The following is a 17,406-nucleotide window of genomic DNA, read 5'->3' as shown; positions in this document are numbered from 1 at the left end:
GTGCTGGGAAAAACTCCCAGATTCTTTCCTATACCCGAATAATGTAGCGTAAATGTGCTCAAAAAGGCAGCCCCGACGTCCACTTCACGAATCATACTCAGATGGTCTGCAACCATCTGAGCATGATTCGCTCCAGTGATTCGGGGCTGAACGCCTTTTTTTCCACTCTCTTTGTGAGTAAATTATACATACTTTGATTCTTTGTAATTTTTTTAGCGTAGTGCAGGGAAAAATCATTGAGCGCCCATAAGACGAATAGCATTTCTGGCCATAAGACATAAATTATTAAATAGATATTTTTATCAGAGGCGATAAAGCCTTGATATTTCTTTATCTCGTCAGTAGGGCCATTCTCAACGAATTGATATTCCCTGTTTCCCATTAAGGCATGGCGGATATCATAACAAATTCCCAACACACGAATCCTGGCCGAAGAGAAATATTCCTCGTCCTCGACTATCATATGCAAAGCCTCGTATGAATATTCAAAGTCTTTTTAGTCGCCACAAAGAGTGACTCCTAAATTGTTTGGTGAATTTTCTGAAAACAGCATGGTTTTTCTCCTTTGTATTCTTTTTATTATCACTTTATCTAAACAACAAATCCTGCAAGGTTATGTCTACTCCACAATCTCAAATCCAAACCTTTCAATATGCTGCTTAAGAATTTCTAGGTATTCTTTTGCCAGAGGACTCAGTTCTAGCTTGTGGTGCTTCAGCCAGCCCAGCGTCATGGTGTCTTCTACTTTTAAAGGAATAGCTACTATTTTATCATCGTTCAATTCACTACTGATAATTCCCGAGCTGATTGTGTAGCCGTTGAGTCCTACCATCAAATTAAAAATCGTGGCGCGATCACTTACTTTAATATTCTTTTTTCGGTCTAATGTACTGAGGATTTCTTCTGAAAAGTAAAAAGAGTTCCGCTCGCCCTGTTCATAGGAAAGATAGGGATATTCTTCCAAATCTTCCAACGTCACATATTTTTTCCCGATTAAAGGATTGTGAGCTCCTACAAAAACATGCGGTTGAGCAACAAATAATGGCGTAAATACTAAATCATTTTCTTTAAATAATTTCTCCAGAACCTGCTTGTTAAAGTTATTCAAGTATAAAACACCTAGTTCGCTTTTAAAAGCAGTTAAGTCTTCCAAAATATTCTGCGTTTCTGTTTCCCGCAAAGTAAATTGATATTCCTCCGTATTTACTCCGCGAATCAGTTCCACAAAAGCATGCACCACAAAGGCATAATGTTGAGCTGAAATCGACAAAGCCTGTTTTCTAGGGCTTTGTTTTTGATATCGCTCTTCTAATAAATGGACATTGTCAAGAATTTGGCGGGCATAAATCATGAACTCTCTTCCATCGTCGGTCAAAGAAACCCCTAGTTTACTGCGAACTAGAATTTGAATACCAATTTCTTTTTCCAGTTCTTTGAGAGCATTGGATAAGCTTGGCTGTGTCAAATAAAGATTTTTTGCTGCTTCATTTATCGAGCCTGTTTTGACAATGGCTTCCAAATACTCCAGTTGTTCAATCCGCATGTGACTCCTCCTCTTATTGTATTTACCATCTATCTTACCTTATGTTATAGTCTTTAGCTATTACGAATGATTATTTTTCTCAGTTATCCAAGTCATTTTGAACGTGCTATCATATTTGATACCTGAATAATTCATAGTTTTACTAATAGTCTTTCCTAACATTGATTTATTAGTTTTTAAAGTAATCTGCTTCATCACCCATTAGGTGATGAAAAAGAATCCCTTTATCAGCGAGAATTTTATACCGTATTCAGGCAAAACCAAAGGATTCGGCAGTACATTTAATAACCAGATTTTTAAATGGCCCAAGGAGCAGTGCGTCCAAAATTTGAGTTTGAAAAGTGAAAAAATTCAAAATAATTACAAGGGCCAGAAAAATTAATCAATTAGGATAGAAGATGAAAAACGGTAAAGAAAATATAACAATATTGATAAAACAGCCTTTAACATTAGAGGTATGAATTATTCAGGTGATAACAACAAAGGAGGATTTACTATGACTCAAACATCCATTATTGGTTTCCCCAGGTTGGGCGAAAACCGCGAATTAAAATTTGCGACGGAGAAGTATCTCCGAAACGAAATCAATGAAGAAGAATTATTCCGAATTGGAAAAGAGATCCGGCGCAAGCATTTTTCACTAGTAAAAAAAGCAGGAATTGATTCTATTCCAAGTAATGACTTTTCCTTTTACGATCAGACCTTGGATGCTGCTTTTCTATTCAATATTCTTCCAAAAGAAGTCGAAAAAAGTGACTTATCTTCCCTAGATAAGTATTTTACTTTAGCACGTGGTTACCAAGGAGAAAAAGGCGATATTAAAGCTCTCCCGATGAAAAAATGGTTCAATACGAATTATCATTATCTCGTACCAAAATTTGAAAAAGACACCGCTATTCAAATTAGTACGAGCAAAATTTTTGATGAGTTCTTAGAAGCCAAGGATTTGGGAATTGATAGCCGCCCTGTTTTAGTTGGGCCTTTTACTTTGCTTCAACTAAGCGAGTTTGAAGATGGCTTAGCTGCTCGTGACTTTGTCGCTGACTTGGTGAAAGGATACCAAGAAGTGTTTCACAAATTGAATGAAATCGGTGCAGAATGGATTCAATTAGATGAACCTGCTTTGGTAAAAGATGTTGATGAAGCGGAAAAGAAATTATTTGTAGATCTTTATGATTCCTTGCTTGCAGATAAAGCTGGCTTGAAAATCCTCATTCAAACTTACTTTGGTGATGTACGTGACGTGTATCATGAATTGACTGCCTTAGCAGTAGAAGGAATCGGCTTGGACTTTGTGGAAGGTACTAAAAATATCGAGTTGGTTCAAACTGCCTTTCCAGAAGACAAATTTCTGTATGCAGGAGTCGTTAACGGAAAAAACATTTGGCGAAATGACTATTCGAAAAGCTTGGCCCTATTAGAGAGTTTGGGGGTGAAAAATTATGTCCTGTCTACTTCCTGCTCCTTGCTCCACGTACCATTCACAGTAGAAAAGGAAAGTTTTCCTGAAGAAATCAAGCGGCATTTCTCTTTTGCTAAAGAAAAGTTACAGGAGCTCGTTGAATTAAAAGAAATTCTTGATGGAGAAAGCAGTGCTGCTCTGGCTGAAAATAAAGACTTGTTTGCATCAGAAAGAATTGCGGTAAATACTGCTCTAGGGGAAAAAATCAATCAATTGTCCGAAGATGCCTTTACAAGGAAACCTGATTTTTCAAAAAGAGAAGCTTTGCAAAAGGACATTTTTAATTTTCCGTTACTACCGACTACAACGATTGGTTCTTTCCCACAAACGAAAGATGTCAAAAAGACGCGTGCTCTTTTCAAACGAAAAGAAATCAGTCAAGATTCCTATAAAGAATTTATCGCAAACCGAACGAATGATTGGTTAGCTTGGCAGGAAGAAATTGGGTTAGATGTTTTGGTTCACGGTGAATTTGAGCGAAACGACATGGTCGAATATTTCGGACAAAACTTGGAAGGTTATCTATTTAGTAAAAATGGCTGGGTACAATCTTACGGCACTCGTGGTGTGAAACCGCCTATCATATGGGGAGATGTTTCAAGAGCGGCACCGATTACGGTGGAATGGTCTGCTTATGCGCAGTCACAAACAGATAAAATCGTAAAAGGAATGTTAACAGGTCCGGTGACCATTTTAAATTGGTCATTCCCTCGAGAGGATCTTTCATTGCGTGAATCTACTTTACAAATTGCTCTGGCGATTCAGGAAGAAGTATTGGACTTAGAAGCAAACGGTATTCGCGTGATTCAAATCGATGAAGCTGCTTTGAGGGAAAAGTTGCCATTAAGAAGAAGTGATTGGAATTCAGAATATTTGGATTGGGCAATCCCTGCCTTTCGATTGGTTCACAGCAAAGTGAAACCCCAAACGCAAATCCACACCCATATGTGCTATAGCGAGTTTACCGATATTATCCCTGCGATTGAGAATATGGATGCGGATGTCATTTCCTTTGAAGCGTCTCGTTCTAATTTGGAAATTTTGGATGAATTACAAAAACAAAACTTTAAAATTCAAGTTGGCCCCGGTGTTTATGATATCCACTCACCACGAATTCCTTCAGTGGAAGAAATTACCGAAACCATTCGAGCAATTTTAGCAAAGGTTCCAAAAGAGAAAGTTTGGATTAATCCGGATTGTGGTTTAAAGACTCGTGGGGAACGTGAAACAAAAGCGAGCCTGGAAAACATGACGCAAGCAGTGAAGGCGATTCGAAAGGAGCTGTAGGCAATGACTGATTCTCAAAGAGGAAATGGCACTTCCCTATCTTTTGAAGTTTTTCCAGCGAATACCCAAGTTGGTACAAAAAAATTGATTCAGACCTTGAATGAACTACAAGATTTACAGCCGAATTTTATTAGCGTAACTTGCAGTAATAACAAAGCCAATATTGAAGAAACAACCGTCAAAATTGCTGATTATGTAACAAACACATTGAGAATTCCTACCATTGCACACTTACCGGCAGCTTATTTATCCAAGCAACAAGTATCTACCATCCTTGGACAGCTTGAAAAACTAGGAATCCGGCATGTGTTAGCTCTTAGAGGCGATATTGTTGAAGGAATTCCACCTAAAAGAGATTTTTCTTATGCGAGTGATTTGGTTACTTTTATTCAGGAACAAGCACCCTACTTTGACATTTCAGGTGCTTGCTACCCTGAAATTCATCCAGATTCAGACAACCGGATTTCTGATATCAAGCATCTAAGGAAAAAAGTAGAAGCTGGCTGCAGTCAGTTGATTACACAGCTTTTCTTTGACAATGAACAATTTTATCAGTTCAAAGAAGGATGCTCACTGGCAGAGATTGATGCCCCCATTTTGGCTGGGATCATGCCTATCGTAAATCGCAAACAGGCTTTACGTCTAATTAAAGTCAGCTCTTCTCAACTGCCGAAGAAATTTCTAGCAATTTTAGAAAAATATGAACACGATCCTGTTGCATTGCGTGATGCGGGGCTTGCCTACGCCATTGATCAGATTGTCGACTTAGTCACACAAGGCGTGGCTGGCATTCATTTATATACCATGAATCAATCCGATACCGCTCGGCAAATTCATCAAGCAACAAAATCATTGTTTCAAACTACGGAACTCTTAGGCGTATAAAGAGCAAATTATATAAAGCAACAGCCTCCAGCGTGATTTGCTAGTAGGCCGTTGCTTTAATTAGGATTTTTTATCCTGAATAATTCATATTTTTTCTATTAATATCAACTAACGTTGGTTTAACAATCTTTTATCTAAGTCATCCCATCACCCATTAGGTGATGAAAAGAGCCCCTTTCTGATATGGTTAATTCATGACAAACAGCCAATAGAAAGGGGTCTCTTAATGGTTACTTTACAAGAAAACGCCGTAAAATTCAACAATAATTTAATCGTTTCTCATGATGGTGGTCGTTTATCAAGTGATTCTGCTTTAGTACTAATCGATGAATTAATGGATGCTTTCCAATTTACTCAGCTCTCTGAAGATATTGTTACATTTAATGACAGTCGTAAATATTGAACGCATACGAATCATATGATTTTGAAACAGTTAATTCTACAAATTATAGGTGGTTATCATACTGATTCTGCTGCAAATATTTTACAGCATGATCCGGTATTACAGACGCTCTCAACCGATGAGCCACTGGCTTCTCAATCCTCAATTTCTCGACTCTATGATCGTGTAGAAGATGAGACAATTAAGACGTTGCAAGTATTCAATCAAGCGTTAATTGACAAAGCCCGTCTGGTTCGCAACGATACAAATATGATTATCGATTTAGATTCTACTTATTCGGATACCTTTGGTCATCAAGAACAAACAGCTTATAATGCACACTATGGAACAAATGGTTATCACCCTTTGGTGGCATTTGACGGCTTGATTGGCGACTTTTTAAAAGCCAAGCTTCGATCAGGAAATCAATATACTTCCAACGGAGTCAAAGAATTTCTTGAACCGTTATTGGAACATTATAACCAAGTGATTCCAACTACTGATATTCTCGTTCGTGGAGATAGTGGATTCGCAACGCCGAATATTTATGATTTATGCGACTTATACGAAAATCAGTATGTCATTCGGCTAAAGGCCAATCGAAATTTGTATCGCTTAGCTGAAGAATTTGTGTTATATGATAATGATCATCCATGGGATGAAAAAGAAGTCTATTATCACTCGGTTTTATACCAAGCAGCCTCATGGACAAAGTCACGACGTGTCTGTATCCGTTCGACTCGAGAAGTAGGTGAACTACTCTTTAAGCATTCTTTTATTGTCACGAATTTCTCAGGAAACATCTCGGCTAAAAGAGTATTTGAAACCTACAATAAACGCGGTACCATGGAAAACTACATTAAAGAAGCCAAAAACAGCTTCTTCTTTGATAAAACAGATAGTCCCAGATTCATTGAAAACGAGGCTCGCATGATGATTAGCCTGTTGGATTTTAAAAATATTTAAATGGCCCAGGGAGCAGTGCGCCCAAAATTCGAGCCCAAACAGTGAATAAACGATAAAGAAAATATAACAATATTGATAAAACAGCCTCTAAATTAGAGGTATGAATTATTCAGGATAAAAAATAATTTATTTTATTATATTATTCATTATTTTAAATTTTAAACCCAAAAATTTTTACAAGATCAGAATTACTATATCCTATCATATAATTTATCTTCGTATTCCTCAATTCTAGATGAACTAGAGTCTAAAAATTTTATTAGATCTTCTATTCTTAGTCTGTTAGTATCTACAATTGATACATCTGCTTGAAGTTTACTTTTCTTATTTCTTAACTCCTCTAGCTGATCAACCCTTTCGTCATCGGATTTGTTATCTTGAACTGAACTCACCAGTTTCATTTTTTAGTTTATTTATCTTTTCATCTATTAATGACATTTGTTTTGAATTTCTGATTCTTCTAGTCTTTCTCCTTTACAGGCATCAGGTCCATCAGTTATTCTAGTTGCACATCTCCACTTTGCTGAAGTTGATACTTTATAATTCCATGCCACTCTTCTATAAAGATCGCCAACTCGCTGCAGACTAGGACATTTGATAAGGCATATTGTTCACTATAGACACTCTTCTTCTTTAATTTGTTTTTACTTTTTCTAAGTTCAGATCTTCTATTTAGTTCATTTTGAGTTTGCATAAATAGTTCTCTTGGAATAATAGCATCATGACTAATTTCTACATTGTACTGTGCTACAATGCCACTATTGTTAATTCTTTTTTTGCTTAAAACATCAACGGTATATGTTTTTTGAAGTAAGGCATCTCCCATATACTTTTCATTCCTAAGGATTTTACTTACAGCTTCCCCACGCCAATATTATTTTCCTGTAGCAGTAAGTATACCATTCTTAATTAATCCATCTGTGATTACTTTTAAATTGGACCCTTCTAGGTACTTCCTGATTATTGCTTGTTCTGGTTTAATAACTAGATTACCTTCTTCATCTTTTGTATATCCTAAAAACCTATTATGATTAACTTGAATTTTTCCTTGTTGAAATCTTAACTACACACCACGTTTTACGTTTTTACTTAAAGACTCAGATTCTTATTGGCCGAGACGCCATAATTGTAAGCAATACTTTACCCTTCTATCTAGTGTATTGATGTTCTCTTTTTCAAAATACACAGCAACTTTTTGTTCTTTTAATTGACGAATGTAGTTCAAACAATCCACAGTATTTCTCGCAAATCGTGAGATATACTTCCTTATAATCAAATCAACACTACCGTCTATACACTCATCAATCATTCGACTAAACTCTTTTGTATTTTAGGTATTCGTTCCTGAAATTTCTTTCATCTGCATTAATATTAACTAATTGCTATTCTGGGGTCTTATTAATATAATTTCTATAGTGATTCACCTGGGTAGTAAAACTCCTAACTTGTTCTTCACTTTCTGTTAACACACGCCAGTAGGCAGCAACTCTTAATTTGTTGGTTTCATCGTGCTGTTCCTCAGTTTTAATTTTTCGTCGTGCAGGAATCGTCATTACATTTTTTTACATTGTCATCTAATCACCTCTATTGACTGATATAACTGCTCTGTTATTTCAAATGAATCTGATATCTGTATTTCTTCGCCCCGCCATTTAAATGCACTGGAAATGTTTAACTGATTATTAGGTAAATTAAGTTTCTTCCTAATCATTTACTTCGTTGTTGTCTTTCTCCTTGAAATTGCTCAAATACATCTTGGCAAATAATGGATGGGTAAACTGACGTTCTATTCAGAGTGGTGTCAAGTAACTCCTCGATAACTCCCAAGGAAGAGGAACTCCCAAACTGCCTAGGACAAAATAAAAAAAGTCAGCAGATCAAGCCCACTGACTTTTGAAACCCTTGTTTTTAATGGTTAACGCTTAGACATGATGACTTTAATTTCGTCTTCGTTAATACCTACCATCGCTTCGCCTAAATCAGTTGAGATTTCGGCTAATTTAGCAGCATCTTTGTAATGGGCTACTGCTTCAACTATGGCTTTGGCACGTTTTTCTGGATTACCTGATTTGAAAATGCCTGAACCAACGAAAACTCCTTCAGCACCTAATTGCATCATTAAAGCCGCATCAGCAGGTGTTGCCACCCCGCCAGCTGAAAAGTTCAGCACAGGTAATTTACCAGTATCATGGACTCGCTTTAATAAATCATAAGAGACGCCTAATTCCTTAGCTTGGTTAAAGAGCTGATCATCTTGTAACGAAGCCACATAGCGGATTTGTTCATGGATTTTTCTTAAGTGACTAACCGCTTGACTGACATCCCCCGTTCCTGCTTCACCTTTAGTACGAATCATTTTAGCCCCTTCTTGAATACGGCGTAAAGCTTCACCTAAATCTCTAGCTCCACAAACGAAAGGTGTTTCAAATGGTTGTTTATCAATATGATAAACATGATCAGCGACTGATAAAACTTCTGACTCATCAATATAGTCAATTTGTAAACTTTCTAAGATTTGAGCTTCGACAAAGTGACCAATTCTTACTTTCGCCATGACTGGTATAGAAACTGCTGCTTGAATTTCTTTTATCATTTGAGGGTCACTCATCCGACTAATACCACCAGCAGCTCGAATGTCTGCAGGAACTCTTTCTAAAGCCATGACCGCTACGGCACCAGCTGCTTCTGCAATTTTAGCTTGTTCCACATTTACCACGTCCATAATTACGCCACCAGCTAATTGTTTATGTACTTCTTCAGTTGATCGTTTCATTTTGATTACTCCTTTATAAATATTGTCTCCACTTTAACAATCTTTTGGATGTTTCTTAAGATGCAAAAACAGATACTTTCATGGGTCCAAATAGTTTTTATTGTATAATGGATAATACGAGAGGAGGAAAAGCATGATTACGGTAAACTTTAACGAAGACCAACACCTCTACTTACAAATAGTCGATGAAGTCATTCGGCAAATTGCCCAAGGACATTTAAAAAGTAGAGACCAACTCCCCTCACGCAGGGCTTTGGCAGATCATTTAAAAGTCAGTCTTAATACAGTCATTAACGCTTATGACCAACTGACCGATGAAGGCTATATAGTGCCGAGGGAAAGATCTGGTTATTATGTGGATTTACTAGAAATTGATATGTTGCCCTCTGAGGAAATGGAGACAAAGCCGCTAAAACATGAGCATTCTAAAATAAGTGAAGTCAGCCAATATACTTATGATTTTCACTTTGCCAACCGTGATATGTCAACTTTAAATCCCAAACAATTATTGCAGTATGCACCCGAGGCGCTAGCAAGAAGCGTGGTTAATTGTAATTTAAAAGATGACTTGGGTTCTCTCTCTTTACGCTTGGCTATTGCTAATTATTTACGTAAATACCGGGGAGTGATGACTTCAGCTGACAATATCATCATTACAGGTGGTCATACGGCTAGCTTACAGACTCTATTTGCCTTATTAGAAGATGCGATTTACGCCTTAGAAGATCCTGGCTATTATAAAAATTTAGATTTCTTTACAGACTATCAGCAAAAGACGATTCGAATTCCGATTGATAAATATGGTTTCTCAGTTAAAGATTTGGAGACTACCTCAGCTAACATCGTGATAACTACTCCCAGCCATCAGTTTCCCACTGGCATTATCATGGGGATGCGGCGACGTCAGCGTTTATTAAAATGGGCCTATCAGGCAGAAAACCGTTATATTATTGAAAATGACTACTATAATGAGTTCCGCCTTAAGGGCCGTCCTGTTCCTGCTTTGACTAGTCTGGACGACCAAGAGCGAGTCATTTTATTAGGGGCCTTTCGTCAAAGTATGGGGTCAATTTTTAAGATGTCTTATTTAGTTTTACCCGATCAATTAATGAATAAATTCCATCAAGCTAAATTAAAAACCAGTGATATTTCCAGCTTTGAGCAATATTTAATGACTGATTTTCTCAATTCTACCCATTTTCCTAAATATATTAATAGCCTGCGGACTAATTACCGTCGTAAGGAAAAAGCGGTTCTTGCAGCGCTTAACCAAACCCAACTACCCCTAACCATTAAGGAAGCAGGGGCAGGACTTTTCTTAATTATTAACTTTGAGGGTGAGATTCCACCGACTGACGTGATTCAAGCTAGGCTGGCTGAAAATAAGATCCGCTTACAACCGGTCAACCACTACGCTAAATTAAAGAACCGGTTCGACCAAAGTTATATTTTAGGTTATGGTGGGCTAGAGCTTGATGAAATTGATCAAGCTATTCAAGCTTTAGTCTCTATTTTTAAAGTTATAATGCTATTTTACATATATAGATGCAAGCATTAAAATATAGTAGGAGGTTTGATTAAATGAATAATAAAAAACATATATACATGAAGCTGTTTAGCTCTACATTTTATTTAAGTGCATTTACTTTTGGCGGAGGTTACGTCATTATTCCACTGATGCAGAAAAAATTTGTGGACGATTTGAAATGGATCGACGAAGATGAAATGCTGAATTTGACAGCAATTGCGCAATCCTCACCCGGCGCTGTTGCAGTAAATGCATCCATCCTGTTAGGGTATCGTGTGGCAGGCATATTAGGTGCCTTTATATCAATTTTAGGAACAGTACTGCCGCCACTAATTATCATTTCCATCATATCCTTTTTTTACACAGCATTTAGGGAAAACATTGTAGTTAATGCAGTGCTGAAAGGAATGCAAGCAGGAGTCGCTGCAGTCATTGCTGATGTAGTGCTAAACCTTGGAGGTAATGTTGTAAAAGAAAAGGATTTGATATCTGCATTTGTTATGATTAGTGCATTTATTGCGACATTTTTCTTAAAAATCAATGTCATGTATATTATTTTAGTATGCGGATGCATCGGAGCCGGAAAAATTGTGCTTCAAGAAAGAAAAAACAAAAAGGATGGTGACTCACAATGATACTTTTAAAGCTTTTTTGGAGTTTCTTTCAAATAGGTATGTTCAGCATAGGTGGTGGAATGGCAGCTATGCCTCTTATACAAAATCAAGTGGTTGATTTAAACCATTGGCTTACACTGACTGAATTTACTGATTTGATTACCATTGCCGAAATGACACCTGGACCAATCGCAATCAATTCTGCTTCCTTTGTAGGAATTAGAATCGCAGGTTTACCGGGAGCCATCATTGCTACTATTGGCTGTGTTTTCCCGTCTTGCGTTATTGTATCTTTTTTGGCATGGGTCTATTATAAATATAAGGGTTTGACTGTAGTACAGGGTGTCCTATCCGGACTTAGGCCTGCAGTTGTAGCACTAATTGCATCAGCAGGATTGTCTATCTTCATTCTGGCTATTTGGGGTGAAAATGGATTTTCAATCAATCCGGAATCCATTGATTATATTTCTCTCCTGCTATTTGGAACGACTGTATTTACATTAAGAAGATGGAAGCCCAATCCCATTTTTGTAATGCTCGGTTCAGGAGTTATCGGAGGCGCGATTTACCTAATTAAATAGGAGGAGTAGATAGATTATAAAACTACGAATACGAAAAGGACTTTTTTCTTGGAAACTGTTAGATGAGGGTGGTACAGTCGTAGCAAAAATTAGTAACCAAAAGTTTATTGGAGCAGCCAAGAAAATCAGTGATACAAGTGGCAATATTATCTTTACCACAGATATTGTAAACTTACCAAAGCAAACAGAAGATTGGAACTGTGCTGATTCTCGAAAGTACATGATTTATAAAAATTTACAGGCGGTAGCTACTGCAAACCTTTTCTTTGCAACAAATCCAGAGCGGACAAAAACACAGGCGTTTACTTTACGTCCACCACAGGTAGATAAAATGGAAGTTGAAACTCCGTATGGAATGTGGGTTGTTCAGCGCCATAAAAATAATGGATTGAGCATTACCCGTGATGGCACTCTGTTGGGGCGTATATCGCCGTTTTTTGCTTTTAAGCCAATTTGTTTGGAGATTACAGAAAAATATGAAAACCAGAATATAATAGCAATCTTGTCAATTCACCATTATTTTGCCAACCACCTTATCAACTCACCACATCAATTAATCTACCAATGGACGAATTTCATATTTCACCAATCTTAGATAAGTTCCCTCAAAGAAAAAATCCGCGATTATCCTTCCGGCTTATTACCAGACCTCAAATCACGGAAAGCCTTTATTTGCTTATATTATTACACGCTTACTTATCAACCCTTGACATCAATACTACCGTCTCAACGTGTGATTTTTAGTCTATTTTTTTCAGTTTAACATATATTTGTATAAACTGCCTTATTACTTATTTTTACAACCTTTCCAAAATAATAGCATATTATTTCTCAATTAGTCTTTTTACAATTTATCTTTCTTTGTTATTAAAAATATCTTGTCAAGATTTAGAACGCTTTCCCCAAAATTTAAAGTTAATAAAAGACCTATTTGTCGCTATACCAACCTTTTAATAATAGCTTTTAAATAAGTCTCTAAGAACATTTCTTTATTTACTTGTTTAGAGCAATTTCTAGTTTACAGCTTTATATTAACTTATACTTTTAATTACTTATGAGAATTAGAATTAATAAATTCTAAAACATATTTATCTATTTCTTCACCATGACCCTTGATCATATGTCCTCCATTTTCAAATATTTTTAAAGTTAAATTAGGGAATCTACCTGCTGCTGCTAGTGTCTTATTATAATCCACTATCTTATCATCCTTTGCTTGTAGAATTAATGTTGGTATTTGTAAATTCTCAATTTTATAATCATTAAAATTTAAGGACATATCTGGATTAGTAATCTCTGAGTCTATCTTTACCCCTAACTTTCTTAAATCAATAGGTAACATTGTTTTAATAACTTCTTGTTCCATCCCCATAGTCGCTTTAAAAAATGGGCTAGTTATATACATCATATAATTATTCACTAAAATTTCAGCTGGCCCTTGTTTTAAATTTACATTTTCACTTTTTTTAGTTTCAGGCATTGCAGAACAATATAAAATAAGTCCTTTACACATTTCTGGGTAATCTAACGCAAATCTGATTGCACTAGTACCACCTGCCGAAGCTCCCATTACATATACCTTATCTATTCCTAATTTATCTAATAATTCTACATATGCTTTAGATTGATCTTTTGGTGTTCCTTTACCCTTTACATCACTCTCTAAATACCCAAATCTTGAAGGCGCTATTATTCTCATATATTTAGATAAGCTTTTCAAATTTTCGATTCCTTGATCATATCCCCCAAACAACCCATGACATGATAATATAACTTCACCTTTTCCTATTTCGGCATAACTAATATTTCCATATGATAATTTAATATTTTGAGAGTTATAATCATGTAATCTATTATTTGCCTTTTCTAATTCATAATTAAGTTTTACCTTCATAATTAGAAGATATGAAAAAATCAGCAATAATAAAAGTGTAACTATTTTTTTAATCATTTTTTTTATTTGAAACCTCATACTCATTGCAAAAATCAATTATTATTTTTGTTAGTTCATCTTTAGCGTTTTTTAGTGAACCTCTTTCAAAGTCGTATTTTTGTAAAATAAAATAAATGGGTGAGTAGAATTTAAGTGCCATAAGTTTAGAATCTCCTTTTTTAAATTTATTTTCATTTATAAGCATTTTAAAAACATTCTCTTGATAAAAAAGAGGATTAGTAATAAATGTTTTTTCATAAATAGAATTTATTTCTGAACTTCTACTTCTTTCTATTAACAACATCTTTCTAAAATTTGAAGCAACATCATCAGTTAAATGAAATTCTAGTAATTTTAATGCTATGTCTATGATTTCTTCACGACCTTTTAAAAGATATGGATCTAATTTTTCATTATTTATTGGCAATAGTAGTTGTAAGCGTTTTTCATTCATTCTTTCCTCAAATTTTTCAATACAACTTTCAAATATGTCTTTCTTATTTTTAAAGTGTTTATAAATACTTGGAGCTTTAATTCCAACATTTTCAGCTATGTCATTTAAAAATACGTCTGAATATCCTTTGATTGCAAATAATTTTAAAGATTCAATTAATATTTTATCGTGTGTTTTCATCTTAACTCCTTTAGCTAATCCTAATTATCTAAGATTATTATAAGCTAATTAGGATTAGCTTTCAACCTAAGAATTTTATCTCTAAGTTTCTATTAACTTATTTTATAATTTTATATTTTATAGGGGTGTGCACTTTTAGTATAAAAAACAATTTTATCTTTGTTTAGAAACTTATCTACTAAATCTTCAAAATAAGACATATTCTAAGCAATACCAACGGTTTAACGATTGCTTTTGAATATGTCTTTATTTTCATTACTTTATTTACTTGTTTGGTGCAACTTTTGACATCAATACTACCGTCTCAACGTGGCACGCTAGGACAATATAAATAACTAGTCAGCGTGTCCGTTCGTGAAAACTTATCATAAAACCTTTTAACGATATCTACTATCTATAGTTAAAAGGTTTCAGAAAGATTGACTGGGATTTATTAAGCTTTAGTTATCGGAATCCAAAGTTCCATTTTGTAGTCTTTGCTGTGCATATCACCTTCATAGTAATACTCAAAGTCGGGTTTTCCTGAATGTCCATAGCCATGCTCGGGAAAAAATACTTCCATCGCATATTTCCATCCGTTATGAATGCATTCCGGAACACTTCCTATTAACTCTACAACTGCATACTCTGCTTCTTCCACTTCCAAAACATCTAAGCCCATGCTTTTGGCTTTGTCTATATCAGTAACTATATAGCCTGCCATATAGTTTATGGTATTGTTTTCTAAAACATCGTGATTATCAAGGTTTACTATGTCATGACAAACACCTACACTTTGATCGCTTCCTAAACCTAAAAGTTCATCGTGGCTATATTTTTTATATAGCTTATCCCAAACACTTGGGCATACTGATGAGTTGATGTTTTGTTCATTAATCCCTGCAACTGTAAAGGCTTTTTTCTTTTGAATTGTAATATTCATACTTCTTCCTCCTCTTACACTAAGTGATAATTGCACTCGTGAAAATAATTTTAACGGCTTCCCATTTCGTACCTCTGAAGGGGTAAATCCATGAAAATTCTTAAAAGCAGAACCAAATGAATCTGATGACTCATATCCAAATTTGAGGGCAATGTCAATAATCTTTTCATCGGTATCTCTTAATATTATGGCTGCTTCTGTTAATCTTCTACTTCTTAAATATTCCGAAAGCGTTATTTCAGTTAGAATAGAAAATAATCGACTAAACATTGAATAAGAGTATCCTGATAGCTGCGTTACTTTCCTTTCCTCTATCTCATCATCAAGAACTGTTTCAAGATAATCAATCGTATTATTGAACGACTTGATAATATTCATTTTGGTTTCCCTCCTCTCTTTTGGTTTACTTTAGTATAGTGGAGAATATCTTTTACTACCCTACAGTATTCGTACAAAATTTATAGGTCTTGCCAAATTGTTGCCCCAAGTTTACAAGGCTCTATAAATTAATATTTTTTTATTTATGATACTCCTCTATTTTGTATCTATATTTATTTAGAAGTTGTTTTGAATAAACTTTTTCATTCTTTGATTCTCTAACTTCTTTCCAAAGTATAGCTGTAACTTTTAACTTACTAGTATAATTATTGCTGCATTCATCTGTACAAAAATCTTTTAGAAATTGATTCCATTGACAAGCCGAATTATCATACTTTGCGTAATCTGAATCTCCATTGTAGTGAGTCAAAATAAATAAGAGTAATTATCTAAAAAAACTTCAATATAAATAAAGGTGCCCCATTAATTATATGACTAGATTCTACTCATATTGATTAAGGTGAATAGTGGATAGGTTACACTAAGTTAGACATTAAAATTAAGGTCTAGTAGAATAAAACAAAAGAACCTGAAACGGATAGAATCTACCATGACTGAAAAAAGAGTACGCAGAACGTTTACGCCATAATTTAAAAGCCAAGTATTACGACTTTATGAAAGCGGAAAACCACGTGCAGACATTATACGTGAATATGATCTAACAGCCTCTGCATTTGATAAATGGGTGAAACAAAGCCAAGCTTCTGGCTCTTTCAAAGAAAAGGATAATCGTACCCCTGAAGAAGAGGAATTAATCAAGCTTCGAAAAGAAAATCAACGTCTAATGATGGAGAATGATAGTTTAAAGCAAGCCGCGCTGATCATGGGACGAAAGTAGATGTAATCCGTCATAACGCTCACAAATACTCGGTATCAGCAATATGTGAAGTCCTTGGAATCGCTAGAAGTACCTACTACTATGAATCCAAAAAAGAACCAGAGAACGACTCTGTAACAAAATAAATTATCAAAGTCTTTAAAGTAAGCCGCTATAAATATGGCAGGAGAAAAATTAAAATTGAACTTGAAAAGAAAGGGCTAATAGTTTCTAGAAGACGAATCGGTCGAATCATGAAAGAAGAAGGCCTCGTATCAAGTTACACAGTCGCTCAATTCAAGCCATTCAAGTCCAAAGTAAATGAAGTACCAGTAAAAAACATTCTTAATAGAGCTTTTGATTATCAGGCAGAATTAGCTGTTGTCGTAAGCGATTTAACCTATGTACGTGTAAATGGAAATGGCATTACGTCTGTTTATTTGTTGACCTTTTTAATCGTGAAATTATTGGTCACAGCGCTGGAGCGAACAAGACAGCAGAGCTGGTATACAAAGCATTATCAAGCATTTCAAGACCATTACATTTGATCGAAACGTTTCACACAGATCGTGGTAGCGAATTTAAAAATCAATTGATTGATGATGCATTAGAAACGTTCGGCATTCAACGCTCGTTGAGTATGAAAGGATGCCCTTACGACAACGCAGTGGCCGAATCGATGTTTAAGGTCGTGAAAACGG

General features: G+C 35.4%; 12 protein-coding genes and 5 pseudogenes. 8 read left to right on the top strand and 9 right to left on the bottom strand.

What is annotated here, in order from left to right:
* Positions 1–97: 97 nt before the first annotated feature.
* A pseudogene (locus GF867_RS11675) lies at positions 98–484 on the bottom strand (DUF6904 family protein); the annotation flags it as partial.
* A 135-nt stretch (positions 485–619) separates the two neighbouring features.
* Positions 620–1,543, bottom strand: a complete 924-nt coding sequence (locus GF867_RS11670; protein ID WP_153833288.1) for a LysR family transcriptional regulator — start codon at positions 1,541–1,543, stop codon at positions 620–622.
* A gap of 496 nt (positions 1,544–2,039) precedes the next feature.
* Between GF867_RS11670 and metE the strand changes: the two genes are divergently transcribed.
* The 3 genes and pseudogenes from metE to GF867_RS11650 form a co-directional block, all read left to right on the top strand.
* Positions 2,040–4,292 (top strand): 5-methyltetrahydropteroyltriglutamate--homocysteine S-methyltransferase, encoded by a 2,253-nt coding sequence (gene metE / locus GF867_RS11665; protein WP_153833287.1) that lies wholly within the window; start codon positions 2,040–2,042, stop codon positions 4,290–4,292.
* Positions 4,293–4,295: 3 nt separating this feature from the next.
* Complete coding sequence (gene metF / locus GF867_RS11660; protein WP_153833286.1) at positions 4,296–5,177, top strand: methylenetetrahydrofolate reductase [NAD(P)H]; 882 nt, start codon at positions 4,296–4,298, stop codon at positions 5,175–5,177.
* Positions 5,178–5,403: 226 nt separating this feature from the next.
* A pseudogene (locus tag GF867_RS11650) lies at positions 5,404–6,513 on the top strand (IS1380 family transposase); the annotation flags it as partial.
* A 508-nt stretch (positions 6,514–7,021) separates the two neighbouring features.
* On the opposite strand, the pseudogene GF867_RS11645 reads toward GF867_RS11650, so the two are convergent.
* The 3 genes and pseudogenes from GF867_RS11645 to pdxS form a co-directional block, all read right to left on the bottom strand.
* Positions 7,022–7,384: pseudogene (locus GF867_RS11645) on the bottom strand (recombinase family protein); the annotation flags it as partial.
* Between the two features lie 246 nt (positions 7,385–7,630).
* Positions 7,631–7,834: a recombinase family protein gene (locus GF867_RS14420; RefSeq protein WP_153833282.1), complete on the bottom strand. Its 204-nt coding sequence runs from the start codon at positions 7,832–7,834 to the stop codon at positions 7,631–7,633.
* A 606-nt stretch (positions 7,835–8,440) separates the two neighbouring features.
* Entirely contained in the window at positions 8,441–9,298 is an 858-nt protein-coding gene (gene pdxS, locus GF867_RS11635) for a pyridoxal 5'-phosphate synthase lyase subunit PdxS (RefSeq protein WP_153833281.1), read from the bottom strand.
* Between the two features lie 133 nt (positions 9,299–9,431).
* On the opposite strand from pdxS, the gene pdxR reads away from it, so the two are divergent.
* The 4 genes from pdxR (at position 9,432) to GF867_RS11615 (ending at position 12,616) form a co-directional block, all read left to right on the top strand.
* Positions 9,432–10,856, top strand: a complete 1,425-nt coding sequence (pdxR, locus tag GF867_RS11630) for a MocR-like pyridoxine biosynthesis transcription factor PdxR (protein WP_153833280.1) — start codon at positions 9,432–9,434, stop codon at positions 10,854–10,856.
* Between the two features lie 23 nt (positions 10,857–10,879).
* Positions 10,880–11,461 (top strand): chromate transporter, encoded by a 582-nt coding sequence (locus GF867_RS11625; RefSeq protein ID WP_153833279.1) that lies wholly within the window; start codon positions 10,880–10,882, stop codon positions 11,459–11,461.
* The gene (locus GF867_RS11620; RefSeq protein ID WP_153833278.1) at positions 11,458–12,021 is read left to right on the top strand and encodes a chromate transporter; all 564 of its coding nucleotides are present in this window, start codon (positions 11,458–11,460) and stop codon (positions 12,019–12,021) included. Before GF867_RS11625 ends, GF867_RS11620 begins: the two co-directional genes overlap by 4 nt.
* 220 nt (positions 12,022–12,241) lie before the next feature.
* Positions 12,242–12,616 (top strand): hypothetical protein, encoded by a 375-nt coding sequence (locus GF867_RS11615; RefSeq protein WP_153833277.1) that lies wholly within the window; start codon positions 12,242–12,244, stop codon positions 12,614–12,616.
* Positions 12,617–13,069: 453 nt separating this feature from the next.
* On the opposite strand, the gene GF867_RS11610 is transcribed toward GF867_RS11615, so the two are convergent.
* The 4 genes and pseudogenes from GF867_RS11610 to GF867_RS13855 form a co-directional block, all read right to left on the bottom strand.
* On the bottom strand, positions 13,070–13,972 hold the full coding sequence (locus GF867_RS11610) for an alpha/beta fold hydrolase (protein ID WP_172974020.1): 903 nt from the start codon (positions 13,970–13,972) through the stop codon (positions 13,070–13,072).
* Positions 13,965–14,588, bottom strand: coding sequence for a TetR/AcrR family transcriptional regulator (locus GF867_RS11605; RefSeq protein WP_153833275.1), 624 nt, complete (start codon positions 14,586–14,588; stop codon positions 13,965–13,967). The genes GF867_RS11610 and GF867_RS11605 overlap by 8 nt, the downstream gene beginning before the upstream one ends.
* 433 nt (positions 14,589–15,021) lie before the next feature.
* The gene (locus tag GF867_RS11600; protein WP_153833274.1) at positions 15,022–15,888 is read right to left on the bottom strand and encodes an AraC family transcriptional regulator; all 867 of its coding nucleotides are present in this window, start codon (positions 15,886–15,888) and stop codon (positions 15,022–15,024) included.
* Positions 15,889–16,027: 139 nt separating this feature from the next.
* Positions 16,028–16,261 (bottom strand): annotated as a pseudogene (locus tag GF867_RS13855) (hypothetical protein); the annotation flags it as partial.
* A gap of 177 nt (positions 16,262–16,438) precedes the next feature.
* Between GF867_RS13855 and GF867_RS14110 the strand changes: the two are divergent.
* Positions 16,439–17,406 (top strand): annotated as a pseudogene (locus GF867_RS14110) (IS3 family transposase); the annotation flags it as partial.

The sequence above is a fragment of the Fundicoccus ignavus genome, from assembly GCF_009659375.1.
Lineage (GTDB): Bacteria > Bacillota > Bacilli > Lactobacillales > Aerococcaceae > Fundicoccus > Fundicoccus ignavus.
Note: the sequence above shows the minus strand (reverse complement) of the source record. Positions and strands in the feature narration are given on the sequence as shown.